Genomic DNA, 25850 nt, shown 5'->3' on the forward strand with positions numbered 1-25850 from the left:
ACATCCAGCTCCCCCTCTCAGTCGCTCCGCGACAGCTCCCCCGCATCGCGGGGGAGCATCTGTTCCCCCACAAACGAAAATCGGCGCCGGGAGGGCAGTCCCGGCGCCGATGGATCGCGTCCCAAGAGGTCTCTCAGGTGGGGGGAGTTGACCCCTAGGGGGCGATCGCCTCGGCTCCTGGGCGGCGCGGATCCGCGCCGCCCAGGAAGAGACCCTTGTCGATCATGATCGACTGGGCGGAGCCCATGGTCTCGTCCGAGGTCAGGGGGTGGCCCATCGCCTTGAGGGCGGCCACCGTGTCGGGATTGAAGTTCGGCTCGACGCGCAGGCTGTCGCTGGCGTCCTGGAAGATGCGCGGCTGGTGGGTGGCCTCGGCCACGTTCAGCTTGAAGTCGACGACATTGACGATGACCTGCAGCACCGTGTCGATGATCGTGCTGCCACCCGGCGTGCCGGTGATCAGCCACGGCTTGCCGTCCTTGAAGATCATGGTCGGCATCATGGTCGACAGCACGCGCTTGCCCGGCTGCAGGGCGTTGGGCGGCAAGGGCTTGCCGGTCTTCTGGGCCCGCCACGCGGCGGCGTGCGCGTAGTTGTTCATCTGGTTGTTCAGCACGAAGCCCGCGCCGGCCACCATCACGCCCGAGCCGAAGTCCGCGCCCAGGGTGAAGGTGTTGGAGACGGCGTTGCCGTCCGCGTCGGCCACCGAGAAGTGGGTGGTGTTGTGGCTCTCGAACGCCCAGGGATCGCCCGCGCCCAGTTCCTTGGCGCTCTTGGCCCTGTCCGGGTCGATCAGCTTGGCGCGCTCGACACCGTAGGCCTTGGAGGTGAAGCCGGTCAGCGGCACCTTGACGAAGTCGGTGTCCCCTAAGAACCGCGAACGGTCGGCGTAGCCCAGCTTCATGGCCTCGGCCATCAGGTGCAGCGACTTGGCCGAGCCCGGACCCGAAGCCTTCAGGTCGAACTGCTCCAGGATGTTCAGCATCTCCAGCAAGGTCGCGCCGCCGGCGCTGGCGGGCGGCGAGGTCCTGACCGTAAGGCCGCGATAGGTGCCCTCCAGCGGCTGGCGGACCACGGCCTTGTAGGACGCCAGGTCCTCGGCGGTGATCAGGCCGCCGTGGGCCTTCATGTCGGCGGCGAAGCGCTGGGCGATCTCGCCACGATAGAAGGCGTCAGCGCCCTTGTCGGCGATCTGGCGCAGCGACCACGCCAGGTCCGGCTGCTTCAGGTTCTCGCCCGCGCGATAGAGCTCGCCGCCGGCCTTGTAGAACGCCGCCTTGCCGGCCGCGCTCTCGGACAGGCGCTCCTTGCCCCAGCTGAACACGAAGGCCTCGTCGGGCGACAGGGCCACCCCGTCGCTGGCCAGCTTGAAGGCCGGCTCGACGACCTGTTTCCACGGCAGCTTGCCGTACTTCTGGTGGGCCAGGTAGAGACCCGCCACCGTGCCCGGCACGGTCGGGGCGCGGTAGCCGCGCGAAGAGACGTCGTCCATCTCCTTGCCGTTCTCGTCGACGAAGGTCTCGAGCTTGGCGGCCTTGGGGGCGATGCCCCGATAGTCGATGAAGACCGTTTCCTGGGTCTTGGCCATGTAGACCATCATGAAGCCGTCGCCGCCGATATTGCCGGCGCGCGGCAGGGTCACGGCCAGGGCGAAGGCGGTGGCGACCGCGGCGTCCACGGCGTTGCCGCCCTGCCGCAGGATCTCCACGCCGACCTTGGTGGCGATGGCGTTCTGGCTGACCACCATCCCCTTCTCGCCCACCACTGGCGAGTGAATGCTGGGATACTCCAGCAGCTGCTTCTTCTGGGCCAGGGCCCCGCTCGAAGCGATCGGCGTGAGGGCGAGCGCCAGGGCCGAGGCGGCCGTCGCGAACAGGCGGAAGGGTTTCAAGGTCGAGCCTCGCAGGACGATACGCGCGAAGAGAAACGGGGCGGCCCCGGAGAGCCGCCCCGTCGTGGGATGCCTAGAACTTCTTGGACAGGTTCATGTACCAGTAGCGGCCCGTGGCGTTGTGCAGGGCGCCCGAGTAGCCGAAGTTGGACGCCGAGATCGGCGGGTCCTTGTCGAACACGTTGCGCGCGCCGATGCGGACCGAGGAACCGCCGAACATGCCGTCCTTGAAGGCGTACTGGCCGTACAGGCTGAGCGTGGTCCAGTCCTTGATCGGGAAGTACTCGCCGTTCACCTGCGCCGGGCCGGTGTCGTAGGCTTCGCCGACATACTGCACGAACGCGCCGGCGCCCCAGCCCTTGTAGCGCCAGGTGAAGCTGGCGGTGCCGCGGAACTCGGGGAAGCCGTCCATCTTGATCTGGTTGCCGGCCGACGAGATCGTCAGGCCCGGCAGTTCGCCAGAGGCGACGGCGCTCTGCAGAAGCGACTCCAGCGGGCTGGCCGACTGGTCGTACTTCAGCAGCTTGGCGACGTTGACCGACAGGCCGAAATCGCCCCAGGGGGTGTCGTCCAGGTCGTAGTCGACGCTGAAGTCGGCGCCCTGGACCATACGCGGCTGCAGGTTCTGATAGGTGTCGTTGATGTAGGCGATGTTGCCGACCGTGGCCGCGCCCACAGGAGCGTCGCGGACGACGTTCGGGTTCGAGGAGCCGTGCAGGCGCAGATAGTAGTCATAGGCGATGGCGTTGTAGCCGCCCACGACGCCGATGACGCCCTTCTCGCGGATCGACCAGAAGTCGGCCGTCAGGGTCAGCTTGCCGAAGTCGCTCGGGATGAAGGTCGGCTGGTAGACGACGCCGACCGTGGCGTTGTCGGCCTCTTCCGGCTTCAGGTTCTTGTTGCCGCTACGCGACTCGATCGTGCTGACGCTGGTGCAGGTCGTGCCGTTGATGCGGCAGGAGCCGTAGTCGATGCGGCTATTCGAGACCGTCGCGCCGTCGCTGTAGAACTGCGGCAGGTTCGGGGCGCGGAAGCTCTGCGAGACCGAACCGCGGAAGGCCAGGCCTTGGCCCACCTTCCAGTAGATCGCGCCCTTGGGCTTATAGACGCTGCCGAAGTCCGAGTAGTCCTCGCCGCGCGCGGCGATCTGCAGGCTGATCTCCTCCACGAACGGGATGTTCATCTCGGGCGAGATGACCGGCACCGCCAGTTCGAAGAAGGCCGACTTCACCGAACGGCTGCCGTGCACGTCCGGCGAGCCCGAGGCCCCCAGGACGTCGGTGTTGTAGGTCACGCCGGTGACGCTGTTGGTGTACTTGATCGTGCCGTCCAGGCGGTTGTCACGGTCGTCGTCATAGGTCTCGCGGCGCCACTCGACACCGGCCGCGAAGCCGACATCGCCGCCCGGCAGGCGGAACAGGTCCTTCTTCGACACCTTGAAGTCGGCCAAGGCCAGCGAGGTCTCGCTGATCCGGTAGACGTTGATCAGGAACGAGTTGATCGTGTCGCGATTGCTCGGCGAGGTGTCGCCCAGCGAATAGTTGTCGAGGTTGCCGCCGTTGAACGGGTTATAGGCCGACGCATCGGTGCGGTTGATCGCCTGCTGGAACAGCGTGTTGCTGATCGCATTGTGCGTCATGTCCTTGGTGCGGGCCTTGGAATACAGCGCCGCCGAATCCCACTTCCACCCGTTCCACGAGCCCTTCAGCCCGCCCAGCAGACGGTAGCTGTCGTCCGTCACCGTGTAGGTGCGCGGGCCGGTGTCGACCACGCGATAGGTGGTGATGTTCATCGCCGCGCCGCCGGTCGGCACGCCGGTCAGGTTGGCCAGGCGGTTGACGCTGCCCACGGGACCGAAGGGGTTCCAGTAGGCGTTGGCCGCGATGGTGATCGGGGCCGTGCTCAGCGGGGCCGACTGCTCGCGGCTGCCGGTGAACAGGGCGTGGTAGTAGCCCGCCTCGCCATAGGCCGTGATGTCGCCGAAGTCGTGCTCGACGGTCGAGAACAGGTTGGTGCGCTCGACACCGCCCTTCAGGGTGCGGTCGGGGTTTTCGTCATAGCGCAGCACGCGGTCCGTCGTGCCCGTGATGGTCCCCGACTTGATGCAGATGCCGCCCGTCAGGACATTGCTGGAGCAGCCGGCCGCCGTGTTGCTGACGGGCTCGATGTGGAAGACGCCCGAGGTCGTCAGGGCGGTCGTTCCCTGGCGCACCGCCGTGGTCGCCGGGATCAGGGTGAACGAACCCCAGGGACTTGAGGTCGAGCGGCTGTCGAAGGTGGTGTTGTCGACCCACGGGGTGTCGGCGACCTGAGCGCGGTGATCTTCGGTAGCGGAATAGTCGCGCTCGCTGGCGTTCAGGCGGCTGCGGCCGGTGTAGTTGCCGAAGAAGGTCAGGCGCGTGCCGTCTTCCAGGCGCGTACCGGCCTTCACGTTGAACGAGCCTTCGCGGTAGCTGGTGCCTTCCGAGCCGCCGTACTGGGCTTCCATCTTCAGGCCGCGGAACTTGGTGTCGAGCACCGTATTGACGACGCCGGCCACGGCGTCGGTGCCGTAGATGGCGGCGGCGCCGTCGCGCAGGACTTCCACCCGCTTGACGCCCGCGACCGGGAACGAGTTGGTGTTGACGGTTTGGACCGGCACCAGGTTCTCGGTCTGGCTGCCCGGCGCCAGCACGGCGCGGCGGCCGTTCAGCAGGGCCAGCGTGTTGCCGGTGCCGAGGCTGCGAAGGTTCAGCGACGAAACGTCGCCGCGCGCGTCGTTCAGGTTGCCCGTGGTGCGGGCTTCCTGGAACGTCACGTCGCCGGCCTGCGGGATGGCGCGGAACAGTTCGTCGCCCGAGACCGCGCCCGTGGCGATGATCTCGTTCTCGCCGACCACCGTCACCGGCAGGGCCGCGTTGGTGCGGGCGCCTTCGATCTGCGAGCCGACGACCACGATCGCTTCGACCGTCTGGGCCTCTTCACTCGCCGCGCCGGCCCGTGCGCTGAAGGACTGGGGGCCTTGGGCCTGCGCCTGGCGCAGGGTGATGGTCTTGCCGTCGTCGGAGGCGACGACCAGGCCGGCAGCCTTGGTCAGGCGCGCCAGGGCGTCGGCGTCGGCGACGTCGCCGGTCACCGCCGGCGTGGTCTTGCCGGAGGCGGCCTCGAACGGGAACAGCACCTGCTTGCCCGATTGCTTGGCGAAGGTCTGCAGCGCGTTGACCGCGTCGCCGGCCGGAATGTTGAAGCTGTGCCGGGCCTCTTGCGCCAGGGCCGGACCGGCCAGGACGAGAACGGCGGCGGACGCCATCAGGAAGCCGCGGACCGTGCGGCGGCGAGTGTCGATCGACATTTTTCTTGGTAACCCCTCGGGGCGTCATCCATCCCCATGGGAAGACGCCTTCAACCTGACCGACGCGAGGGCTCATCGTTTCCGCCACTCGGCCGGAAACTTTTTCAGCCACCTTTTTTCAGCCCGCCTTTTCGGCGACCGCGCGACGCGACAGGCGAATGGCGCCATCGGCGCCCGCGCCGGCGCGCACCGGGAAGGCGCTGGTCACCGCGCTGACGAAGCTGTTGGGCTCGGTGGTCTGGAAATAGCCGGCGAGGCGCAGACCTGAGATCGACGGATCGGCGATACGGATCTGCTGCTTGTTGTAGCGGTTGAACTCGGCCACCGCCTGTTCCAGCGACTGGCCGTTCAGGGCGATCGCGCCCTGTCGCCAGGCCAAGGCCCGGTCGATCTCGCTGTCCGACACCGCATGGGAACGGCTGCCGGCCGAGCTGTAGATGGCGGTGACGCCAGCCTTCAGCCGCAGGTCGTCCTTGCGCTCGGCCGGGGCGGCGTCGAGGTCGACCGCGCCACGCTTGACCGTCACGGCCGCGCCGTCCGAGCGCAGGCGCACGGCCATCTCGGTGGAGCCGTCGGCCTGCATGACCGCATCGGCGGCCTTGATCACGAAGGGGCGGACGTCGCCCTTGGCGGCCTCGAACACCGCCTCGCCCCGGACCAGCTTCACCTCGCGCACGCCCTTGCGATAGCGGACGATGACCTTGCTGTCGGTGTTCAGTTCTATGCGGCTGTTGTCGCTGAGGACAACTACCCGGCGCTCGCCGATGGCGGTGGCGTAGGCCGTGCCGCCGTCGAAGGTCATCGTGCCGGCCACGACCAGGGCGATGGCGGCTGCGGCGGCCATGCCTCGGGCCCACGGCGCGCGCGCCAAGGGCAGAGCCGGGCGGCGCTCGGCCAGCAGGTCGCGATCCGGACGCTCCATGCCCGGACGCATCGCGCGCAGGCGCTCCAGCCGCGACCAGGCGACGGCCTCACGCTCATAGGCGGCTTCATGCTCGTGACTGTCGTCGCGCCAGGCCTCAAAGGCGGCGCGATCGGCGGCCGAGCACGAAGGGTCATCAAGCCTGACCACCCAGAGGGCGGCCGCCTGCCTCACCGCTTCGCGTCGTGATCCCGTTTCGCGCTCCATGAGCGTCCTTCGTCGACCTTACTCTTGCGTCCGATACGACGTCCCAGCTTGTCGGAACAGTACCGAAGGCCCTTCACCAGATGCTTCTCAACAGTAGAGACGGATAGCCCGAGCCGAACCGCTATATCCTCAGGCGAGAGACTGTAAACTTTTCTCAACGTGAAGACGCGTCGGCATTGAGTCGGAAGTTCGGCGATCGCGTCGGCCAGCAGCCGCAACTCCTCGCGTGATTCGAGCATCATTTGCGCGGTGGGCGCTTCATCGATCGGTTCGATGCGGTCGAAGTCGGCGACGGCGGTGATGGTCAGCACCTTGCGGCGACGCAGCGCATCAAGCGCGCAGTTGCGCAGGATGCGGGTGGCGAAAGCGCCCGGATTTCCGATCTCGCGCCAGGTCTTGCAGGCGATAACGCGGGCGAAGGTGTCGTGGACCAGGTCCTCGGGATCGGTCTGGCCGTCGCGGCAGAACCGACGCGCATAGGCCAGCAGGTCCGGCTCCAGCGGCAGGATTTCGCGCCTGAACCAGGCGCGACGGTCTTCGTCTTCTTGCGCCATCGACGCTCCCCTCGACGTCCAGCCAAGCGGATTAAAGGCGCGATGGCAACCCGGCGGCGACACGACCGCCGGGTTGCCAGGTTCCGCTGCCTAATCGTCGATCACGTTGTGGCGCGTGTCCTTCAGGAACAGGCCGCCGATAACCGCGGTCACCGAGGCGATGATCACCGGGTACCAGAGCCCCGAATAGACGTCGCCCGTCGCCGCCACGATCGCGAACGAGGTCGTGGGCAGGAAACCGCCGAACCAGCCGTTGCCCAGGTGGTAGGGCAGCGACATGGCGGTGTAGCGGATCCGCGTCGGGAACAGCTCGACCAGCATGGCCGCGATCGGGCCGTAGACCATGGTCACGTAGAGCACCAGCAGGGCCAGCAGGCCGATGACCTTGGGCTTGTCGACCAGGGCGCTGTCGGCCTTGGCCGGATAGCCGGCGACCTTCAGCTGGTCGCCCAGATCAGCCTCCCAGGCCTTGCGCGCGGTGGCGAAGGCCTTGCCGGTCGCCCCCTTGGCGTCGAAGCCCGACAGCGTCACGCCGCCGACCTGAACGGTGGTCGGCGCGCCCGGGCTGGCCTCTCGCACCGAATAGGTGACGCCGGCCTTGGCCAGATAGGCCTTGGCCACGTCGCAGGGGGTGTTGAACTTGGCCTTGCCGACGGGATCGAACTGGAAGGCGCAGGTGGCCGGATCGGCCGAGACCGTCACCGGCGCCGAGGCTTCCGCCTGGGCCAGCAGCGGGTTGGCGTAGGTGGTGAGCGCCTTGAAGATCGGGAAATAGGTCGCCGCCGCCAGCACGCAGCCGGCGATGATGATCCACTTGCGGCCGATCTTGTCCGACAGCCAGCCGAAGAACACGAAGAACGGCGTACCGATCAGCAGGCCGCTGGCGATCAGCAGGTTGGCCAGGGCCCCGTCCACCTTCAGGGTCTTTTCCAGGAAGAACTGGGCGTAGAACTGGCCGCAGTACCAGACCACCGCCTGGCCCATGGTCAGGCCGAACAGGGCCAGCAGCACGACCTTGAGGTTCTTCCACTGGCCAAAGGCCTCGGCCAGCGGCTTCTTGGTCCCCTTCCCTTCGGCGATCATCTTCTGGAAGGTCGGGCTCTCGTGCAGCTTCAGGCGGATCCACAGCGACACGCCTAGCAGCAGAAGCGAGACCAGGAACGGCACGCGCCAGCCCCAGGCCTTGAACGCCTCCTCGCCCAGCTGGGTGCGGACGACCAGGATGACCAGCAGCGACAGGAACAGGCCCACGGTCGCCGTGGTCTGGATCCAGCTGGTGTAGAAGCCGCGCCGTCCCGGCGGCGCGTGCTCGGCGACGTAGGTCGCGGCCCCGCCATATTCGCCGCCCAGGGCCAGGCCCTGGACCAGGCGCATGACGACCAGGGCGATCGGCGCGGCGATGCCGATCTGCTCGTAGGACGGCAGCAGGCCGACCACGAAGGTCGAGACGCCCATCAGCAGCATGGTGATCAGGAAGGTGTTCTTGCGCCCCCAGATGTCGCCCAGCCGTCCGAAGATCACCGCCCCCAGCGGCCGGATCGCGAAGCCCGCGGCGAAGGCCAGCAGGGCCAGGATGAAGCCGGTCGTCTCGTTGACGCCCGAGAAGAAGTGGCCGGTGATGATCACCGCCAGCGAGCCGTAGAGATAGAAATCGTACCACTCGAACACGGTGCCGAGCGACGACGCCCCGATCACCAGCACGTCGCGCCCCTTGCCCTGCTTCGACGCGGGCGCGGCTTGGCTGTCAGCCCCCATAAGCTTGTCCCTTCCCTCGATCGCGCCGCGTGTCCCCCGCGGTCGCCCCAAAACCTAACGCCAGGAGAGCCTAGCTCAGAGAACGGGATTCTTAGATCAAGCTTTTTCGGTAGCGCTACCATCTATTTGCCTGACTTGGTCCCCCGGTCGACTTCGGCGCACGCCATCGGCTAGGGTCCGCGCGAACCTTTGATGGGATTCCGATGAACCAGATCGTCCGCCGCGCCGTGATCGGCGCCGCCCTCGCCGTGCTGGCCTCGACCTCGGGACTTGTCACGTCTGCTTGGGGCGCCGCCGGCAAGCCGCGCGTGGCGATCGAGACCGACAAGGGGACCATCGTCGTTGAGCTGGAAGACAAGAAGGCCCCGATCACGGCCGCCAACTTCCTGAGCTATGTCGATCGCCACCGCTTCGACGGCGGCCAGTTCTTCCGCGCCAACCGGGCCAAGGGCGCGCCCGGCGCCGGCTCGATCCAGGGCCAGCCCAAGCCCTACTCCCGCCGCGCCCCGCCGATCGCCCACGAGAGCACGCTGAAGACCGGCCTGAAGCACACGGCCGGCGCCATCTCGATGGGCCGCGACGCGCCTGGCTCAGCCACCGCCGACTTCTTCATCTGCGCCAGCGCCCAGCCCTATCTCGACGCCAAGCCGGGCAAGTCCGACGCCGCCCAGGGCTACGCCGTGTTCGGCAAGGTCGTGCAGGGCATGGACGTCGTGAAGAAGATCCTGGCCGGCCGCACCGACGGCGCCACCGACGTGCCGTCGATGAAGGGCCAGATCCTGAACCCGCCGGTGAAGATCATCTCGATGAAGCGGCTCTAAGCCACCGTCTTGAACGGCGCGGCCACGGGTTCCGGGGGTGGCGCGGGGCAGTTCGCGGCCAGGAATTCGCCATGGCTGGGCAGGCCCGCGACCTGGGCGGCCAGCATCGGCTTCGACTGGTCCAGGGTCTGGGTGATGACCTCGTAGGGCGCGGTATCGGCCAGTTGCTGGTAACGCTGGGGCCGCACGCCCATGCCCTCCATGACCGACTGCCAGGACGGATTGCGGAACATCTCGTCGACGCCCTCGCGCAGCACGCCGTGAGCCTTGAACAGCGCCATGCGGGCCTTGAGGGTTTCGGAGATCGGCGCCTGGCGGACATCGCGCCAGAACGGCGTGTCGTCGCGCTGGGTCGTGCAGTAGTGCAGCACAATGAAGTCGCGGATCTCCTCGTAGTCGGCTGTCATGCGCCGGTTGTACTCGGCCGCCAGGGCCGGGCTGAAGTCGCGGTCGGGGAAGAACCGCAGCAGGAAGTCCATGCCGCGATAGATCAGGTGCAGGGCGGTCGATTCCAGCGGTTCGATGAAGCCGCCGGCGAGGCCAACGGCCACCACGTTCTTGTCCCACAGGCGCTGGCGCATGCCGGTCTTGAAGGCGATGAACATCGGATTCATCAGCATCGGACCCTGGACGTTGCGCACCAGGGTGGCGCGCGCCTCGTCGTCGCTGAGATGCCTGGAGCTGAACACATAGCCGTTGCCGGCTCGATGCTGCAGCGGGATGCGCCAGCGCCAGCCGGCGTCTTCGGCCTTGGACAGGGTGTAGGGGTGCGGTTCGCCGATATTCTGCGTCTGCACCACCACCGCGCGGTCGCACAGCAGCATGTCCGACCAGTCGTTGAACGGCACGTCCAGGGTCTTGCCGATCAGCAGGGCGCGGAAGCCCGAGCAGTCGATGAAGAGGTCGCCCTCGACCTCCTGGCCGTTCTTCATGACCACCTTGGCCACCGAGCCATCCGAGTGGGTGACCACGTCGGTGACGATGCCCTCGGTGCGCTTGACGCCCCGCGTCTCGGCGAAGTCGCGCAGGAACTTGGCGATCAGCCGCGCGTCGATGTGCAGGGCGTAGCTGGCCCCGGCGATCAGCGACCGCTGGGCCTTGAACGGCAGCATGAACTTTCCCTGGTCGGCCATCACCGTGCCGGGCGCGAAGTCCTGCAGTTCCGACGGATGGCCGTTGGCCTTGGCGCGCAGCCAGCACTGATAGAACTCGTGCGGACCGATCGGGCCGCCGATGGCGCCGAACGGGTGGTAATAGTGCTGGCCCTTCCGCTTCCAGTCCTCGAACCGGATGCCCAGCTTGAAGCTGGCCTGGGTGGCCTGGATGAACTCCCGCTCGTCGATGCCGAGGCTGGCGATCAGCTGCAGGAACGGCGGGATGGTCGACTCGCCGACGCCGATCGTGCCGATCTCCTCTGACTCGATCAGCTCGACTGCGCAGCCCCCATCCTTGAAGTAGTGGGCCAGCATCGCCGCCGAGATCCAGCCGGCCGAGCCGCCGCCGACGATAACGATCTTCCTGATGGCGTTGGGATGGGTGTTGGTCATCGGTGTGATCCTACTCAGCCGCTACCTCCGAGCGCGCTTGCGCGCTCGGCGGAGATGGGGGCGCGGGTCGGCAATACTGATCGAGGAAGGCTGCGTGCGGCGGGGCGTTGGCCACCACCTCGCGCACGGCCTTGCGCATCTCGGCGAGCGGGGCGCTGAGGGTCTTGGGGTCTATACCGTCCAGCGACGGGTCCACCGCCTCTGGCAAGAGCTCGAAGCCGGCATAGATCGCCATCCAGCTGGGCGGGGCGAACATCTCCCAGCGGTAGCGAACGAAGTGGCCGCGCTGGGTGAAGAGGTCGATCTTGCGCCGCAGGGGCTCGGGCAGCACGATCTGGTTGCAGTCGCGCCAGAAGGCTGTGTCGCCGCGCTTGTTGGCCCAGTAGTGCAGGATGATGAAGTCGCGCACGCGCTCCATCTCGCGCCGGGACCAGTCGTTGAACTCGTCGACGACCTCGGGCGCGAAGTCCTTGTCCGGGAACAGCGTCTTGATCTTCTCGATGCCCGTTTCGATCAGGGCGATCGAGGTGCTTTCCAGCGGCTCCAGGAAGCCCGAGGCCAGGCCCAGGGCGATGACGTTCTTGTTCCAGACCTGCTTGCGGCGGCCGGGATTGAAGCGGATCAGGCGCGGTTCGTGCAGCAGGGGATCGGGGATCGCCGCCTTCAGCTCGGCCAGGGCGTCCTCGTCGCTGATGTGGCGCGAGGAATAGACATAGCCGTTGCCGTAGCGATGCTGCAGCGGGATGCGCCAGCGCCAGCCGGCGCTGTGGGCGGTGACGTCCGTGTACGGCATGGGATCGCCCATACCTTCGCTCTGCACCGCCCAGGCGCGGTCGCAGAACAGCACGTCGTTCCAATGCTCGTAGCCGGTCTGGAGGGCTTCCTCGATCAGCAGGCCACGGAAGCCCGAACAGTCGATGAAGAAGTCGCCCTCGATGGTCTCGCCGGTGTGCAGGTCCAGCGAGGCGACGAAGCTGTCTCCGGGCCGCAGATTGACCTTGGTGACCTTGGCGTCGATGCGGCGCACGCCGTTCTCCTCGGCTACCCGGCGCATCAGCTGGGCGAACAGGCCGGCGTCGAAGTGCAGGGCCCAGTCGAAGATCGACAGGGTCGAGGTGGGGTTGCGGCTGGGGGCCATGAACTTGCCCGCTTCGGCCAGCGACGCGCCCAGCGAATAGTCGGCGATGTCGGTCGGCTCGCCCGCCTGAGCGAGCTTGCGCCAATAGTGGTAGAACGAGACGCCGCGCAGGTCCTGGCCGAAGTGGCCGAACGGATGGATGAACGACTGGCCCTCGCGGACCCAGCCGTTGAAGCGGATGCCCAGCTTGCAGGTCGCCCCCGTGGCCCGCATCACCTCGATGTCGGTCAGGCCCAGCTGGTTGTAGAAGGCGCGGATGGTGGGGATGGTCGCCTCGCCCACCCCGATCGTGCCGATCTCGGCGCTTTCGACCAAGGTGATCTCGAGCGGGCCGCCCTGGAAGTGCCGCCGCAGCGCGGCCGCCGCCATCCAGCCGGCCGTGCCGCCGCCGACGATCACGAGCTTGCGGATTCGATTGTCCTGCATCGTTCTGCTCCCGACTCCGGCGTCTTTGTCCGGTTGTCTTCAGGCTATCGGCTCGCCCCTCAAAAAGGTAGCCGCCGTGGAGAACCACGGCGGCCGCAGGAGGTCAGAGGGATCTTTTACCAGCGGGCGCGGATACCCAGCGTGTAGCGGGGCTCGAACTCGTTCTGGTTGGCGTACTGGGTCTTCCCCTTGGCGAAGCGGAGGTAGTAGTCCTCGATCTCGCCGGTCACGTTGGACCCGTTGAAGTAGACCGTGACATTGTCGCGGACGTTGTAGCTGACGTTCACATCCACATAGCCGGTGGCCTTCTGCATGATCGGGATCACGCGGTCGCCGCCGCCGCCCATCGTGCCGGACAGGCGCGCGGTGCGGTAGTTGTAGGCGACCCGGGCCTGCAGCTTGTCGTCCTGGTACCAGCCAACCAGGTTGTACTGGTGCTTGGAGTTGTCGAAGAACGGGATCTCGTCGCCCGCGAGGTCCAGACGGCTCTCGTGGCTGGGCGAGTAGGTGTAGTTCGTATCGACGCCGAAGTTCGACAGCAGGCCCATGTCCGGCAGGATGTCGCTGAAGGCCAGCTTGGCGCCGACTTCCAGACCCTTCACCGAGCCGCCATCGCCCTGGATGGGCAGGCTGACATTGACCGTGCGGCGGATGACGCCGTCCTGGTCGGGGAACTGGCCGGTCGTCTGGCCGCCGGTCACGAAGCTGTCGATCTTCAGCTTGAAGGCCGAGATGTTCAGCATCGAGGCGCGACCGAAGTAGTATTCCACCGCGCCGTCGATGTTCGACGAACGCCACGGATCCAGGTTCGGGTTGCCCGAGGCGCTGGCGCCAGTGACGCAGCGGACGTTCGGCAGGCTGGCGCCGCAGTCGGCCGTGAAGATCGACAGACCGCCGCCGTAGTTGCCCAGGTCCAGCGGCTGCATTGTCTTGGCGTAGGCCGCGCGCAGCTTGATGTGCTCGTTCAGATCATAGACCGCGTTCAGCGACGGCAGCCAGTCAGTGTACTTGCGCTTCGTGACCTGGTCGCCCGCGTCGGCATTGGTGTCGCCGTAGTTGCGGGTGTCGCCTGTCAGGTTCTGCTTCACGTCCAGTTTGGTCTGGATGACGTGGACGCCGAAATTACCGCTCAGGGCGCCGATCGCGAAGTCGAAGGCGCCGAAGGCGCTCTCTTCCTTCAAGGTCACGTCATAGGTCTGGCCCGGCACCTGCACGCGGATGGCGCCGCCGAACACCTTCTTGTGGAAGGCCTCGACATTGTCGAAGTCGCGCGGATCAATGGTCCAGAAGCCGGGCATGCCCGAGGTGACGCCGCCCAGATCGTCGACCCATATGGCGTTGTTGTAGGTCGACAGCTTGGTCGGCTTATTGACCGTATAGCCCTGGAACACCGGCTTGCCCGTGACCGGATCGGGCACGAACTCGCCCGCCTGGCACTGGTTCTGGTTCATGACGACGTCGATGGCCTTCCACTGGGCTTCGCAGCCGCCCGCCGGCACGGGCGTGCCGTTGGCCTGCACCGCGCCCGGCGTGCCGCCGTAGAAGCTGGAGAACAGGTGGAACTGCTCGACGCTGACCGACCGGTCGCTGAAGCGGACGCCGGCGTCGACCTTGGTGATGAAGCCCAGCAGCTTGTCGTCGAACTTATAGTGCCCATCGGCCCGGAACACGTTCATGTCCGAGTCGACTTCGTTGTTGCCCTCGGACGAGAACGCGCCGATCGCGTAGCTGTCCTTGTTGGCCATGTAGTCCTTGAGGGACTTGCCCGCGCCCAGACCGCCCGAGATCGGGGTGTCGAAGCCGCTCCACACCGGGTGGTCGCCACTGATGTTGTAGTGCAACTGCGGGTTCTGGCCGTAGCCCTGCGGGTTCGGGTTCAGGTAGCAGCCGCCGGCGCTGCCAGAGATGGCGTTGCTGCGCTGGGTGGCCGGATACTGGTCGCAGATCGCCTTCGGATAGAACGGGCCGCGGGTGCGGTCATTGGCGTCGCGGAACAGGTTGAAGCGGCCGTCGGCATAGCGCCAGTTCGACAGATCGCCCTGAGCCTGACCGTTCATGCTGAGACGGTTGCCGTCAGCGCGGATGGCGCGGGTCTCGAAGGTGAACGGACCGCCGTTGTCGTAGTTCAGTTCGAGATTGTAGTTCTTGGTCTTGGACTTGGTGACCCGGTTGACGGTGAACGAGTTCACCCACCAGGCGTCGATGTCGTACTCGTCGACGGCCACCCAAGGACGGCCGTTGCCGCCCGTCGGGCTGTTGACGCCGGTCGTCTCGAACGCGGTCGGCTTGGTCCAGACGCCGAAGGCGCCGCCGTCCCAGCGGTTCGAGATGTTGATGCCGGCGCCGCGGTTGTATTCGTCGAGCTTGGCGTAGAAGCCCTCGGCGATCAGGGTGAAGCCCTCGCCCAGATGCGCTTCGAACGAGGCGTTGACGCCCAGGCGCTTGCGCTCGACGACGCGGTTGAAGCTCTCAAAGCCGTGCGGCGAGACGAAGTTGTTGGCGGCGCCGCCACCCCAGTCGTTGTTGCCCGACAGGCCCACGACGCCCGAGGAGTTGTTGCCCAGGTTCGACTTGCTGTTGGCGGCCGAGATCATCAGGCCGACATTGTCGTTGCGCCAGTTGACGACGCCGTTGACCAGATAGTCGTCCTTCTTGGTGCGGTCGCCGCGCTGGGCTTCGGCCGCGCCGGTCATGGTCAGGCCGTTGCTGAACTGGAACGGACGGCGGGTGCGCAGGTCGATGGTGCCCGACACGCCCGACAGGGCGTTCTTCGGGTTGGTCGACTTGTAGACCAGCACCTGGTTCATCAGCTGCGAGGGCACGTCCAGCAGGTTCGGCTGGGCCGAGCCCATGTTGCCGGCGCTGAGATACTGTTCGCCGTTCAGCAGGGTGATGACCTGGGCCAGGCCGCGGATGTTGACGGTGGCGCCTTCACCGGCGTTGCGCTGGATCTGCACGCCCGAGATGCGCTGCAGGGAGTCGGCGATGGTGACGTCAGGCAACTTGCCGATGTCTTCCGCCGAGATGGCGTCGACGATCGAGGTTTCCTTGCGCTTGAGGTCGACCGATTTCAGTTGCGAGCCGCGGACGCCGGTGACGACGATTTCCTCGACCTGGGTCTGAGCCGCATCCTGGGCGAAGGCCCCGGTGGCCAGAGCCAATTGCGACGCGCCGGCGACGAGCGCCAGCGTCAGGCCGCGCTTGAGCACGGCTTTCCTTGCTTCCTGTGACAATTCCTCGCTCCCCAAAATAGTTCGTTCTTGTTGGACGCCCGCCCGCCGCTCGCGCCGCCGCTCTTGTCGGCGGCTTTCGAGAAACGTTTGAGGCTTTTGCGGACCCGGCCGTCGCATGTCTCGCGATCGGACAAGGTCTTCGGCGGCCCCGGCGCCCGGACTTTCGAGTCCGGCCCCGCGCCTTCCTCGAACGCCGTCACATTCTCCAAATGTCCCGAGCAAGTCAACAAGAATGTCAACGTTGTCATTCCTGCGAGACAAGGGTTTTAGCTAGGCGCGGTCACGGCCTGGAGCCCATGCGGCCAGGCCGGTGGGCGCGCGATGACTAGCGATACACCTCGATTTAACATTGTTTTAAATGAGCTTTTCCAAAACAAGACACCGGTGTCGCAAGAGGGGTTTGTACCGCTACCATAACCCCGTCCTCGAACCGGAAGCGGCGCGCGCAAACGGCCTGCACCGCGACACGACCTCCTGAAAATGTCCTGTAAATGTCCTCTATCTTCGATTTTCTGACCCATTTTTGTCCTGACGTCATGACATCCAGGACAGCATGGACTATGGCTTTGGACGTTAGCCGCCTTGTGGACGCCGCCTTTCGCTGGTGGGGTAGCGCCGACAAGCTTGGCGGTTGGGGATACGGGAACCCATGACGACGATCACCGACGTGGCCGAACGGGCGGGCGTTTCACCCAAGACCGTCTCCCGCGTTCTCAACGATCACAACAGTGTCAGCGCCAAGACGCGCGACCGTGTCCGTGCGGCCATGACCGAGCTGGACTATCAGCCCAGCGCCGTGGCCCGCAGCCTGCGCTCGCAGGGGTCCGGTTCTGTGGGCGTGCTGATGGGCGACCCGTCCGGCGGCTACCACACCCGCGTCCACCACGCCCTGCTGGTGGCCTGCGTCGAGACCGGCCGCCACCTGTCGGTCGACCTGTCCGAGGGCCCGATTCCCGGCTGGGCCGACCGCGTCCGCGCCTTCGTCCGCGACGGCGGCATCCGCGAGATGATCCTGCTGCCGCCGGAATGCGACTTCGGCCCGATGAAGGAGCTGATGCGCGAGCTGGACGTGCGCTGCGTGCTGATCACGCCAACCACGCCCGACCCGCAGTTCCCCGCCATCGGCATGGACGACCGCGCCGCCGCGCGCGAGGTCGTCGAGCACCTGTTCTCGCTGGGCCACACCCGCATCGGCCACATCGCCGGCCACCCGGACCACGCCGCCAGCACGCACCGCCGCAATGGCTTCTTCGAGGCCTATGCCGCCCGGGGCCTGCCGCGCCCGGCGCCCGAGCTGATCGTCGGCGGCGAGTTCACCTTCAAGACCGGTCTCGACGCGGCCCGCCAGCTGCTGGACATCGACAATCCGCCGACCGCGATCTTCGCCGCCAATGACGACATGGCCGCCGCCACCTGCATGGAAGTGCAGCGCCGGGGCCTGCGGATTCCGGACGACGTCTCGGTGGTCGGCTTCGACGACGCCCCGATCGCGGGCGTCATCTGGCCGACCCTGACCACGATCCGCCAGCCCTTCGACCAGATGGCCCTGCGCGCGATGCACACGTTCGCCGCCTGGAGCGCCAACGAAGGCGCCGGCAAGACCAACACCCCTTTCCTCGCGCAGCACAGCCTGGTGGTGCGTGAGTCCACCGGTCCAGCCCGGAGCGGCCCGCCGCCCCGGCGAAAGACTTGACCCCCTCCCCGACCCGGTCCGAGAGCCGTGCGGGGCGCCAAGAAGAACACGACGGAGGAAACATGACTCGGACGACCTGGCGGGGCCTGCGGCTCGCTCTGCTGATCGGCGCTTCTGCCTCAGTGCTGACCGCTGCTCCGGCCTTGGCCGACGCCGCCAAGAAGCCCGTCGCCGCCAAGCCGGCCCATGCGTGGCTGAACGCCAAGCTCTCCGCCGACGCCCGCGCCGACCTGGCGCTGAAGGCGATGACCAACGACGAGAAGTTCACGGTTATCTTTGGCTACTTCGGCTCGGACATGAAGCCGAAGTACACGCGCCACAAGGACTCGCATGACGCCTCGGCCGGCTATGTCGCGGGCGTGCCGCGCCTGGGTATCCCCGGCCAGTGGCAGACCGACGCCGGCGTCGGCGTCGCCACCCAGGGCAGCCACCAGGACCTGCGTCCGCGCACCGCCCTGCCCTCGGGCCTGGCCACCGCGGCCACCTGGAACCCCGAGCTCGCCTTCAAGGGCGGCGCGATGATCGGCAAGGAAGCCCGCGACTCCGGCTTCAACGTCCAGCTGGCCGGCGGCGTGAACTTGATGCGCGAGCCGCGCAACGGTCGGAACTTCGAATATGGCGGCGAGGATCCCTGGCTGGCCGGCGCGATGGTCGCCGCCCAGATCAAGGGCATCCAGTCCAACCACATCATCTCGACGATCAAGCACTACGCCCTGAACGGCCAGGAGACCGGCCGCTTCGTGGTCAGCAGCAACATCGACGACGCCGCCGCCCGCACCTCGGACCTGCTGGCCTTCCAGTTCGCCATCGAGCAGTCGGACCCGCACTCGGTGATGTGCGCCTACAACCGCGTCAACGGCGACTATGCCTGCGAGAACGACTGGCTGCTGAACACCGTCCTGAAGAAGGACTGGGGTTACAAGGGCTATGTCATGTCGGACTGGGGCGCCGACCACTCGTCGGCCAAGGCGGCCAATGCCGGCCTCGACCAGGAATCGGCCGGCGACGCCTTCGACAAGCAGCCCTTCTTCGCCGCGCCGCTGAAGGCCGACCTGGCCGCCGGCAAGGTGAGCCAGGCCCGCATCGACGACATGGCCCGCCGCGTGCTGCGCGCCATGTTCGCCAGCGGCCTCGTCGACCATCCGGTGGTCAACCCGGCGCCGGTCGACCTGCCGGCCGCCACCCTGGCCGCCCACGCCAAGATCACCCAGGCCGACGCCGAGGAAGGCATCGTCCTGCTGAAGAACGACGGCGATCTCCTGCCCCTGGCCAAGACCGCCAAGACCATCGCCGTGATCGGCGCCCACGCGGACGTCGGCGTGCTGTCGGGCGGCGGCTCCTCGCAGGTCTATCCGGTCGGCGGCCGCGCGGTGAAAGGCCTTGAGCCGGCGACCTGGCCGGGCCCGGTGATCTACTATCCGTCCTCGCCGCTGAAGGCCCTGCAGGCCCGCTATCCCGGCGCCAAGGTCGTCTACGACGACGGTACGGACGCCGCCCGCGCCGCCAAGCTGGCCGCCGCCAGCGATCTGGCCGTGGTCTTCGCCGACCAGTGGACCACCGAGTCGCAGGACGTGCTCGACCTGAACCTGCCGCGCAACCAGGAGGCCACGATCGACGCCGTGGCCTCAGCCAACAAGAAGACGGTGGTCGTGCTGATCACCGGCGGTCCGGTGGTCATGCCCTGGCTCGACAAGGTCGGCGCCGTGGTCGAGGCCTGGTTCCCGGGCACGTCAGGCGGCGAGGCCATCGCCCGCGTCCTGACCGGCGAGGTCGACGCCACCGGCCGCCTGCCCATCAGCTTCCCCAGGAGCGTGGCCGACCTGCCGCGTCCGAAGCTGGACGGCGTCGGCAAGCCCGAAGGCGAGATGTTCGATGTCGACTACAACCTCGAAGGCGCCGCCGTCGGCTACAAGTGGTACGACCTCAAGAAGATCGAGCCGCTGTTCCCGTTCGGCCACGGCCTGTCCTACACCAAGTTCGCCTACGCCAACCTCACGGCCAGCGCCGCCGGCGACAAGGTCACGGTCAGCTTCGACGTCAAGAACGTCGGGGCCCGCGCCGGCAAGGACGTGCCGCAGGTCTACGTCTCCCCGAAGGCTGGTGGCTGGGAAGCGCCCAAGCGGCTGGCCGGCTTCAAGAAGGTCTCCCTCGCCCCCGGCGCCACGCAGCGCGTGACCCTGAGCGTCGACCCGCGCCTGCTGGCGGTCTGGGACAGCAAGGCCCACGGCTGGTCGATCGCGGCCGGCCAGTACGACATCGCCCTGGGCTCTTCGTCCCGGGCTCTCTCCTCCACCGCCCAGGTCACCCTGGCGGCCCGGAGCCTGCCGGTTTCCCCGACAGGTAAGTGAGGGGGGCGGGGCTTTTCCACCCCTTGCCCCGCACCCGTCAGTCTCTTCCCCTCTCGGGGCGTCGTTCGCGACGCCCCTCTTTTTTAGTTCACCTGCCGCTCGCGCCCTTCCCAGTACGGCGCCCGCAGTTCCCGGCGCAGGATCTTGCCCGAGGCGTTGCGCGGCAGGGCCGCCACGAAGTCCACGCTCTTGGGCGCCTTGAAGCCTGCTATCCGCGTACGGGCGAAGGCGATGATGTCGTCGGCGTCCGGGGTCACGCCGGGCTTGGCCGCGACCACCGCCTTGACCGCCTCGCCCCACTTGTCGTCGGGCACGCCGATCACCGCCACCTCGGCCACGTGCGGATGACCATAGACGGCGCTCTCCACCTCGGCCGGATAGATGTTCTCCCCGCCCGAGATGATCATGTCCTTCACCCGGTCGTGGATGAACAGATAGCCGTCCTCGTCGAGGTAGCCCGCGTCTCCGGTGCGCAGCCAGCCGTCGGTGTCGATGGTCTTGGCGGTCGCGTCGGCCAGCTTCCAGTAGCCGGCCATGTTGGCCGGTGAGCGCACGGCGACCTCGCCCACCACGCCGGTCAGAACGCTGTTTCCCGCCTCGTCGATCACCTTGATCTCGACGCCCGGCATCGGCAGGCCCGCCGCGCGCATGCGCTGGTTGCCGGCCGGGTCATGGTCCTCGGGCGGCAGATAGACGACCGTGCCGGTCGTCTCGGTCATGCCGTACTGCTGGACGAAGCCGCAGCCGAACACCTCCATGCACTCGCGCAGCAGGTCCAGCGGGATGGGCGCGGCGCCGTATAGGATGTGGGTCAGGCGCGAATAGTCGACCTCGCGCGCCCGGGGCTGGCGCACGACGATCTGCAGCGCCGCCGGCACCATGAACATCTTCGAGACGTGGTCCTTCTCGAGATAGTCCAGCACCTTGAACGGATCGAACTCGCGCGCCACCACGCCCTTGGCGCCGTTCAGCAGGCCGACGAGCCCCCAGCCGGTGCCGCCGATATGGGCGACCGGCATGGCGACGAGGCTGACGTCGTCCGGTCCCCAGCGGTTCCAGTCCAGCGGATCCTTGGCCGCCGCGCGGCGCATGGCCAGCAGGTTGTCGTGGGTCAGCATCGCGCCCTTGGGCCGCCCCGTGGTGCCCGAGGTGTAGAGCTGGATGGCGATGTCAGAGGTCGCGATCGGCTTGTGGGCGTCGGCGTCGGACTGGGCGACGCGCCAGGCTTGGAAGCTCGGATGCTGGCCCGCGCCGTCCGCCTCCATGGCCACGACCACAGGCCGGTCGGTCAGCTCGGCGGCGACCGCCTCGATGTGGCCGATCAGCTCGGGACCCACGAAGACCATCCTGGCCTCGCTGTCGCCGACGATGTAGGCAATCTCGGCCGCCGCCAGGCGCCAGCCGATCGGCGTAGTCACCACCCCGGCCTTGGCGGCCCCGATCAGCAGCTCGAAATAGTGGTCGCTGTTCTTGCCGACATAGGCGATGCGGTCGCCGGTCGACAGCCCTGCGGCCATCAGGGCGGCGGCCACCTGGCTGGTATGCCGGTCGAAGTCGGCGAAGGTCGTGTCGCGCCCCTCGAAGCTGAAGGCGACCTCTTCCGGCCGCGCCTCCGCGTGATAGCGGGCGACGTCGCCCAGGGTCCGCATGCGGTCGAAATCGATCGCTTCCGCCATCGCGCCTGACTCCCTCGTTGTCCGGATCTATGTCCAGTCAAACGGATGTTGGGCCAGGCTTACGTTCGCGACAAGCTCTTCATCTCGGCGACGGGTCAGCGCCAGGCGCGAACGCCGATCACCACCGCCGTGCTGCCGGCCCGTTCGCCGGCGACCACGGCCGGACCGAACGCCCGCTCGCGCACAATCCCGACATAGGGCGCGAACTCACGCGTGATCTCGTAACGCAGGCGAAGCCCACCCTCGAGCTTGCCGGCGCCGGCTTCGGCGAGGTCCGCCTCCACGCGCGGCTGGAGGATCAGCTTCTGGGTCAGGCGCAGGTCGTAGGACGCCTCGCCCCGCGCCGACACCTTGCCCTGGTCGGACAGGTAGACGGTCCCCTGCAGTTCGAACCAGTACGGGGCCAGGCCCTCGAAGCCGACGGCCGCGTAGCTCCGGCCCTTGGGCGCCAGGTCGTAGCGAAGCCCGGCCTGGAGATCGAAATAGGGTCCGACCGGCCAGGCCTTCAGCACCTCGGTCTCGCCCTTTTCCCAGCCTTCGCCGTCGGTGCGCTCACCGCGCGCCTTCACGACCCACTTGGAGGCGTCGTTTCCCCACCAGGCCTCGCCCTCGAAGGCCTGGGCGTCGGCGCCGTCGCGCGCGCGGTATTCCAGGGTGTCGGCGCGGACGGTCCACACCGCCATGCCGCCGTGCTCCTTCATCAGTTGGGCGCGGGCGGCAGCCATCGACTCGGGACTGTAGAAGCGCTCGGCGGCGTGGTCGGTCTGGATCGCCGGCGGCTTGGCCTCGGCGGCTGGCTTCATCGCCGACATATCGTGGCCGGCGTGCGGGTCCGGCGCCTGCTGATGATGTTCGTGCTGGAGGACGATCATGCGAGCGGCCGCACGGTGACGACGTTGAACATCCCCGCATGCATGTGCAGCAGCAGGTGGCAGTGGAAAGCCCAATCGCCGGGCTCGCTAGCCGTCAGGTCGAAGGCGACCTTGCCGCCCGGCACCACATTGACCGTGTGCTTCAGCGGCTGGCGGTCCTGGCCGTTGACCAGTTCGAAGAAGTGGCCGTGCAGGTGGATCGGGTGGGCCATCATGGTGTCGTTGATCAGCACCACGCGGACCCGCTCGTCGCGCTGGAAGGCGATCGGCTTCTTGATGGGCCCGAACGCCTCGCCGTCGAACGCCCACATGAACCGCTCCATGTTGCCGGTCAGATGGATCTCCATCGTGCGGCCCGGTGGTCGCGGATCGGTCGGCGGATGCAGGTTGGCGAGGTCGGCGTAGCGCAGCACCGTGTGGCCGACATCCTCCAGCCCTTGCGGCGGTTGGTCCATGCGGTCCATCGGCATTGGCGAGATCGTCTGGACGCCCGGCGTCAGCGGCACGTTGGGCGCGTTGGCCTGGGACCGGATCGACATGTCCATGCCCGGCATGTCCATCCCGTGGTGCATGTTCCCCATGCCCATGTCTGTCATCGTCGCCAGGGGACGCTTGCGCAGTGGCGGCACGGCGGCGGACATCCCCAGGCGCGGCGCCAGGGTGGCGCGGGCCATCCCTGAACGATCCGAGGCCTCCGCGACCAGGGTGAAGGCCTTGTCCTCGATGGGACGGACAATGACGTCGAAGGTCTCGGCCGGGGCGATCTGGAACTCGTCGACGGCGACCGGAACGACCGGCTGGCCGTCGGTCGCCACGACCTCCAGGGAGAGGCCCGGGATCCGGACATTGAAGATCGTCATGGCTGCGGAATTGATGAACCGCAGCCGCACCCGCTCGCCCGGCGAGAACAGGCCCGTCCAGTTGTCGCCCGGACCGTGGCCGTTGACGAGGTAGGTGTAGACCGAGCCGGTGACGTCGGCGATGTCGGTCGGGTCCATCCGCATCCGGCCCCAGTCGACGCGATCCTTTAGCGCCTGATCCTGGCCCGCGAGGAGACCGGCCACGGTCTGCTTCTGCATGTTGAAGTGGCCGGCATTGACCTTGAGCTTACGGTACAGCTCGTGCGGATGCAGGAAGCTCCAGTCCGACAGCACCACCACGTGCTCGCGGTCATAGGGAATAGGGTCCTCGCCCGCCGGGTCGATGATCATCGGGCCGTAGTGGCCGATCTGCTCCTGCAGGCCTGAATGGCTGTGCCACCAGTAGGTCCCGGCCTGGCGGACGGGGAAGTCGTAGGTGAAGGTCTCGCCCGGCTTGATGCCCGGGAAGCTGACGCCCGGCACGCCGTCCATCTGGAACGGGACGAGCAGGCCATGCCAGTGGATCGAGGTGTCTTCGTCCAGCGTGTTGGTCACCGCGATGCGGACGCGCTGGCCTTCCTTCAGCCGGATCAGCGGGCCGGGGATGGTGCCGTTGACGAGCGCGGCGTGGCCGCTGCGGCCGTCGATCTTCGCCATGGCGTGGCCGACGGTGAGCTTGATCGCCTCGCCCGACAGAGCCACCGGAGACCGCGCGCCCTCGCTGGCCAGCGCCCAATCGGGCAGCAGGCCGACCGCACCGAGGCCCAGGGCGCCGCGCATCAAGGTCCTTCGATCGATCATCCGCTATCCGTATTCCAACCTTGAGCGCACTTGGGTATCACCCGAACCATGTCCAAGAGCACCCCCGCCACGATCGCACTGAGCAAGGCCGGCGTCGCGTTCGACCTGCATACGTACGACTACGACCCCGGCTCGGAGCGGGTGGGCCTGCAGGCCGCCGAAGCCCTGGGCGAAGACCCCCGCCGGGTGCTCAAGACCCTGATCGTCATGCTGGACGGCAAGCCCGCCTGCGCCATCCTGCCCTCGGACAAGGAGGTCAGCATGAAGAAGCTGGCCGCCGCCCTCAAGGGCAAGTCGGCGGCCATGGCCCCGGTCCCCGAGGCCGAGCGGATCACCGGCTACAAGGTCGGCGGCGTCAGCCCCTTCGGCCAGAAGAAGCGCCTGCCGACCGTGATGGAAGAGGCCGCCCTGAGCGAGCCCTACGTCTTCATCAACGGCGGCCAGCGCGGCCTGCAGGTGAAGCTGGCGCCGGCCGACGCGGTGAAGGCCCTGGGCGCTGTTACGGCGGCGATCGTTTCGGAGTAGGCGCCGCTTGAAATGGCGCGCGGTTCTCGCCTATAAGCCCCGCCTCCTGGGGCTGGGTAGCTCAGATGGTTAGAGCGGTGGATTCATAACCCACAGGTCGGCGGTTCGATCCCGCCCCCAGCCACCAAGCGGAACCCATAGGGCGGGGGTTTTGTAGCGGGGTCCAGGAATTGCGCCCCCTCGCACGCGGCCTTCGAGCAGCGGATCGCCGTGCTGAAGGCCCAGTACGGCGCCTGCGAGGTCGAGCCGACGGACCGGCTCTACCTGGCGCGTCCGGATCTGGTGAGGGCGACCCCGGTACGTCACACACCTTCTCGCCTATCGCACCCGCCGGTCCAAGAAGTCGCGAATGGAGGCGGCGATTTCAGCGCCGTGGGTCTCGAGGGCGAAATGGCCCGTGTCGAGGAACTGGACCTCGGCCTGCGGCAGATCCCGCTGGAAGGCTTCCGCGCCGGCCGGCAGGAAGAACGGATCCTTCGCGCCCCAGACAGCCAGGAGCGGCGGCTGCCGCTCGCGGAAGTACTGATGGAAGCGCGGATAGAGCGCGACGTTGCTCTGGTAGTCGGCGATCAGGTCGAGCTGGATGTTGGCGTTTCCGGGCCGCGACATCAGCGCGTAGTCGAGCCAGTAGCCTTCCGGCTCCACCTGGGTCTCGTCCGGCGCCCCGTGCGTGTATTGCCAGCGCGTCGTCTCCAGGGTGAACATGCCGCGCATGCCCTCGCGATTGACTGGCGAGGGATCGGCCCAGAAGGCCCGGGTCGGCGCCCAACCGTCGCTCAGCCCCTCCGCGTAGGCGTTGCCGTTCTGCGAGATGATCGCCGCGATGGCGTCCGGCCGGGCCAGCGCCAGACGCAGCCCCACCGGCGCGCCATAGTCGAAGATGTAGATCGCGTAGCGGTCGATCCCGATCGCGTCGGTGAAGGCCTCCATGGCCTTGGCCAGGCTCGCGAAGCTGTAGTCGAAGTCCTCCGGCGCGGTCGTGAAGCCAAACCCTGGCAGGTCAGGCGCGACCACGTGATAGCGATCGGCCAGGCGCGGGATCAGATGGCGAAACTGGTGCGAAGAGGTTGGAAAGCCGTGCAGCAGCAGGATCGTCGGGCGATCGGGATCGCCGGCTTCACGGTAGAAGATCGAGACGTCGCCGATTTCGGCGCGCCTCAGGCTGGCCTGGGACGGGATGGATTGTTGGGACATGGGAGATCCTCGGCGGAGCGCCCCCGACGACGGCGGATCGACGTCGCCGGGGACGA

16 protein-coding genes and 1 tRNA gene are annotated in these 25850 nt (G+C 67.4%); 5 read left to right on the top strand and 12 right to left on the bottom strand.

Translation table 11 applies throughout. From position 1 onward, the window contains the following. Nucleotides 1-154 precede the first annotated feature (154 nt). From ggt to CSW62_RS19155, 5 genes are all read right to left on the bottom strand, one after another. Nucleotides 155-1891, bottom strand: a complete 1737-nt coding sequence (gene ggt / locus CSW62_RS19135; RefSeq protein WP_099580553.1) for a gamma-glutamyltransferase — start codon at nt 1889-1891, stop codon at nt 155-157. A 73-nt stretch (nt 1892-1964) separates the two neighbouring features. Beyond that, on the bottom strand, nt 1965-5222 hold the full coding sequence (locus CSW62_RS19140) for a TonB-dependent receptor (RefSeq protein ID WP_099580555.1): 3258 nt from the start codon (nt 5220-5222) through the stop codon (nt 1965-1967). 118 nt (nt 5223-5340) lie between these two features. Next, nucleotides 5341-6351 carry a FecR family protein gene (locus CSW62_RS19145; RefSeq protein WP_099580557.1) on the bottom strand — a complete coding sequence of 337 codons (1011 nt, stop codon included), beginning with the start codon at nt 6349-6351 and terminating at the stop codon, nt 5341-5343. Beyond that, complete coding sequence (locus CSW62_RS19150) at nt 6315-6905, bottom strand: RNA polymerase sigma factor (RefSeq protein WP_099580559.1); 591 nt, start codon at nt 6903-6905, stop codon at nt 6315-6317. Before CSW62_RS19150 ends, CSW62_RS19145 begins: the two co-directional genes overlap by 37 nt. A 90-nt stretch (nt 6906-6995) precedes the next feature. Further along, nucleotides 6996-8660: an MFS transporter gene (locus CSW62_RS19155; protein ID WP_099580561.1), complete on the bottom strand. Its 1665-nt coding sequence runs from the start codon at nt 8658-8660 to the stop codon at nt 6996-6998. A 203-nt stretch (nt 8661-8863) separates the two neighbouring features. On the opposite strand from CSW62_RS19155, the gene CSW62_RS19160 reads away from it, so the two are divergent. Then, nucleotides 8864-9481: a peptidylprolyl isomerase gene (locus CSW62_RS19160; RefSeq protein WP_369827498.1), complete on the top strand. Its 618-nt coding sequence runs from the start codon at nt 8864-8866 to the stop codon at nt 9479-9481. Here the strand turns inward: CSW62_RS19160 and CSW62_RS19165 are convergent. The 3 genes from CSW62_RS19165 to CSW62_RS19175 all read right to left on the bottom strand — a co-directional run bounded on the left by CSW62_RS19165 (nt 9478) and on the right by CSW62_RS19175 (nt 15825). Then, entirely contained in the window at nt 9478-11028 is a 1551-nt protein-coding gene (locus CSW62_RS19165; RefSeq protein WP_099580565.1) for a tryptophan halogenase family protein, read from the bottom strand. The two genes, CSW62_RS19160 and CSW62_RS19165, sit on opposite strands and share 4 nt — an antisense overlap. Nucleotides 11029-11038: 10 nt before the next feature. Then, nucleotides 11039-12592 carry a tryptophan halogenase family protein gene (locus CSW62_RS19170; RefSeq protein WP_099580567.1) on the bottom strand — a complete coding sequence of 518 codons (1554 nt, stop codon included), beginning with the start codon at nt 12590-12592 and terminating at the stop codon, nt 11039-11041. Between the two features lie 116 nt (nt 12593-12708). Then, on the bottom strand, nt 12709-15825 hold the full coding sequence (locus CSW62_RS19175) for a TonB-dependent receptor (RefSeq protein ID WP_199170642.1): 3117 nt from the start codon (nt 15823-15825) through the stop codon (nt 12709-12711). A gap of 649 nt (nt 15826-16474) precedes the next feature. Between CSW62_RS19175 and CSW62_RS19180 the strand changes: the two genes are divergently transcribed. Then, nucleotides 16475-17518, top strand: coding sequence for a LacI family DNA-binding transcriptional regulator (locus CSW62_RS19180; protein WP_099580571.1), 1044 nt, complete (start codon nt 16475-16477; stop codon nt 17516-17518). A 62-nt stretch (nt 17519-17580) separates the two neighbouring features. After that, nucleotides 17581-19866 (top strand): beta-glucosidase, encoded by a 2286-nt coding sequence (locus tag CSW62_RS19185; RefSeq protein WP_099580573.1) that lies wholly within the window; start codon nt 17581-17583, stop codon nt 19864-19866. A gap of 83 nt (nt 19867-19949) precedes the next feature. Here the strand turns inward: CSW62_RS19185 and CSW62_RS19190 are convergent, their stop codons facing one another. From CSW62_RS19190 to CSW62_RS19200, 3 genes are all read right to left on the bottom strand, one after another. Next, nucleotides 19950-21542, bottom strand: coding sequence for a fatty acid--CoA ligase (locus tag CSW62_RS19190; protein WP_099580575.1), 1593 nt, complete (start codon nt 21540-21542; stop codon nt 19950-19952). 95 nt (nt 21543-21637) lie between these two features. After that, entirely contained in the window at nt 21638-22414 is a 777-nt protein-coding gene (locus CSW62_RS19195; protein WP_099580577.1) for a copper resistance protein B, read from the bottom strand. Then, nucleotides 22411-24075 (bottom strand): copper resistance system multicopper oxidase, encoded by a 1665-nt coding sequence (locus tag CSW62_RS19200; RefSeq protein WP_099580579.1) that lies wholly within the window; start codon nt 24073-24075, stop codon nt 22411-22413. The genes CSW62_RS19195 and CSW62_RS19200 overlap by 4 nt, the downstream gene beginning before the upstream one ends. A 48-nt stretch (nt 24076-24123) precedes the next feature. Between CSW62_RS19200 and ybaK the strand changes: the two genes are divergently transcribed. Both ybaK and CSW62_RS19210 read left to right on the top strand, forming a co-directional pair. Continuing rightward, a complete protein-coding gene (gene ybaK, locus CSW62_RS19205; RefSeq protein ID WP_099580581.1) occupies nt 24124-24600 on the top strand; it encodes a Cys-tRNA(Pro) deacylase in 477 nt (158 codons plus the stop codon). Between the two features lie 50 nt (nt 24601-24650). Continuing rightward, nucleotides 24651-24727, top strand: a tRNA-Met gene (locus tag CSW62_RS19210). Nucleotides 24728-24918: 191 nt separating this feature from the next. Here the strand turns inward: CSW62_RS19210 and CSW62_RS19215 are convergent. After that, on the bottom strand, nt 24919-25794 hold the full coding sequence (locus tag CSW62_RS19215) for an alpha/beta fold hydrolase (protein ID WP_099580583.1): 876 nt from the start codon (nt 25792-25794) through the stop codon (nt 24919-24921). Nucleotides 25795-25850 lie beyond the last annotated feature (56 nt).

It is taken from the genome of Caulobacter sp. FWC2, from assembly GCF_002742625.1.
GTDB lineage: Bacteria > Pseudomonadota > Alphaproteobacteria > Caulobacterales > Caulobacteraceae > Caulobacter.

Bases quoted from the DNA above. Each gene is read 5' to 3' on its own strand.
- CSW62_RS19155 (WP_099580561.1), bottom strand. From the start codon at position 8,660: ATGGGGGCTGACAGCCAAGCCGCGCCCGCGTCGAAGCAGGGCAAGGGG.
- CSW62_RS19215 (WP_099580583.1), bottom strand. From the start codon at position 25,794: ATGTCCCAACAATCCATCCCGTCCCAGGCCAGCCTGAGGCGCGCCGAA.
- CSW62_RS19160 (WP_369827498.1), top strand. From the start codon at position 8,864: ATGAACCAGATCGTCCGCCGCGCCGTGATCGGCGCCGCCCTCGCCGTG.
- CSW62_RS19145 (WP_099580557.1), bottom strand. From the start codon at position 6,351: ATGGAGCGCGAAACGGGATCACGACGCGAAGCGGTGAGGCAGGCGGCC.
- ybaK (WP_099580581.1), top strand. From the start codon at position 24,124: ATGTCCAAGAGCACCCCCGCCACGATCGCACTGAGCAAGGCCGGCGTC.
- CSW62_RS19190 (WP_099580575.1), bottom strand. From the start codon at position 21,542: ATGGCGGAAGCGATCGATTTCGACCGCATGCGGACCCTGGGCGACGTC.
- CSW62_RS19140 (WP_099580555.1), bottom strand. From the start codon at position 5,222: ATGTCGATCGACACTCGCCGCCGCACGGTCCGCGGCTTCCTGATGGCG.
- CSW62_RS19165 (WP_099580565.1), bottom strand. From the start codon at position 11,028: ATGACCAACACCCATCCCAACGCCATCAGGAAGATCGTTATCGTCGGC.
- CSW62_RS19180 (WP_099580571.1), top strand. From the start codon at position 16,475: ATGACGACGATCACCGACGTGGCCGAACGGGCGGGCGTTTCACCCAAG.
- CSW62_RS19185 (WP_099580573.1), top strand. From the start codon at position 17,581: ATGACTCGGACGACCTGGCGGGGCCTGCGGCTCGCTCTGCTGATCGGC.
- CSW62_RS19150 (WP_099580559.1), bottom strand. From the start codon at position 6,905: ATGGCGCAAGAAGACGAAGACCGTCGCGCCTGGTTCAGGCGCGAAATC.
- CSW62_RS19170 (WP_099580567.1), bottom strand. From the start codon at position 12,592: ATGCAGGACAATCGAATCCGCAAGCTCGTGATCGTCGGCGGCGGCACG.
- CSW62_RS19200 (WP_099580579.1), bottom strand. From the start codon at position 24,075: ATGATCGATCGAAGGACCTTGATGCGCGGCGCCCTGGGCCTCGGTGCG.
- CSW62_RS19195 (WP_099580577.1), bottom strand. From the start codon at position 22,414: ATGATCGTCCTCCAGCACGAACATCATCAGCAGGCGCCGGACCCGCAC.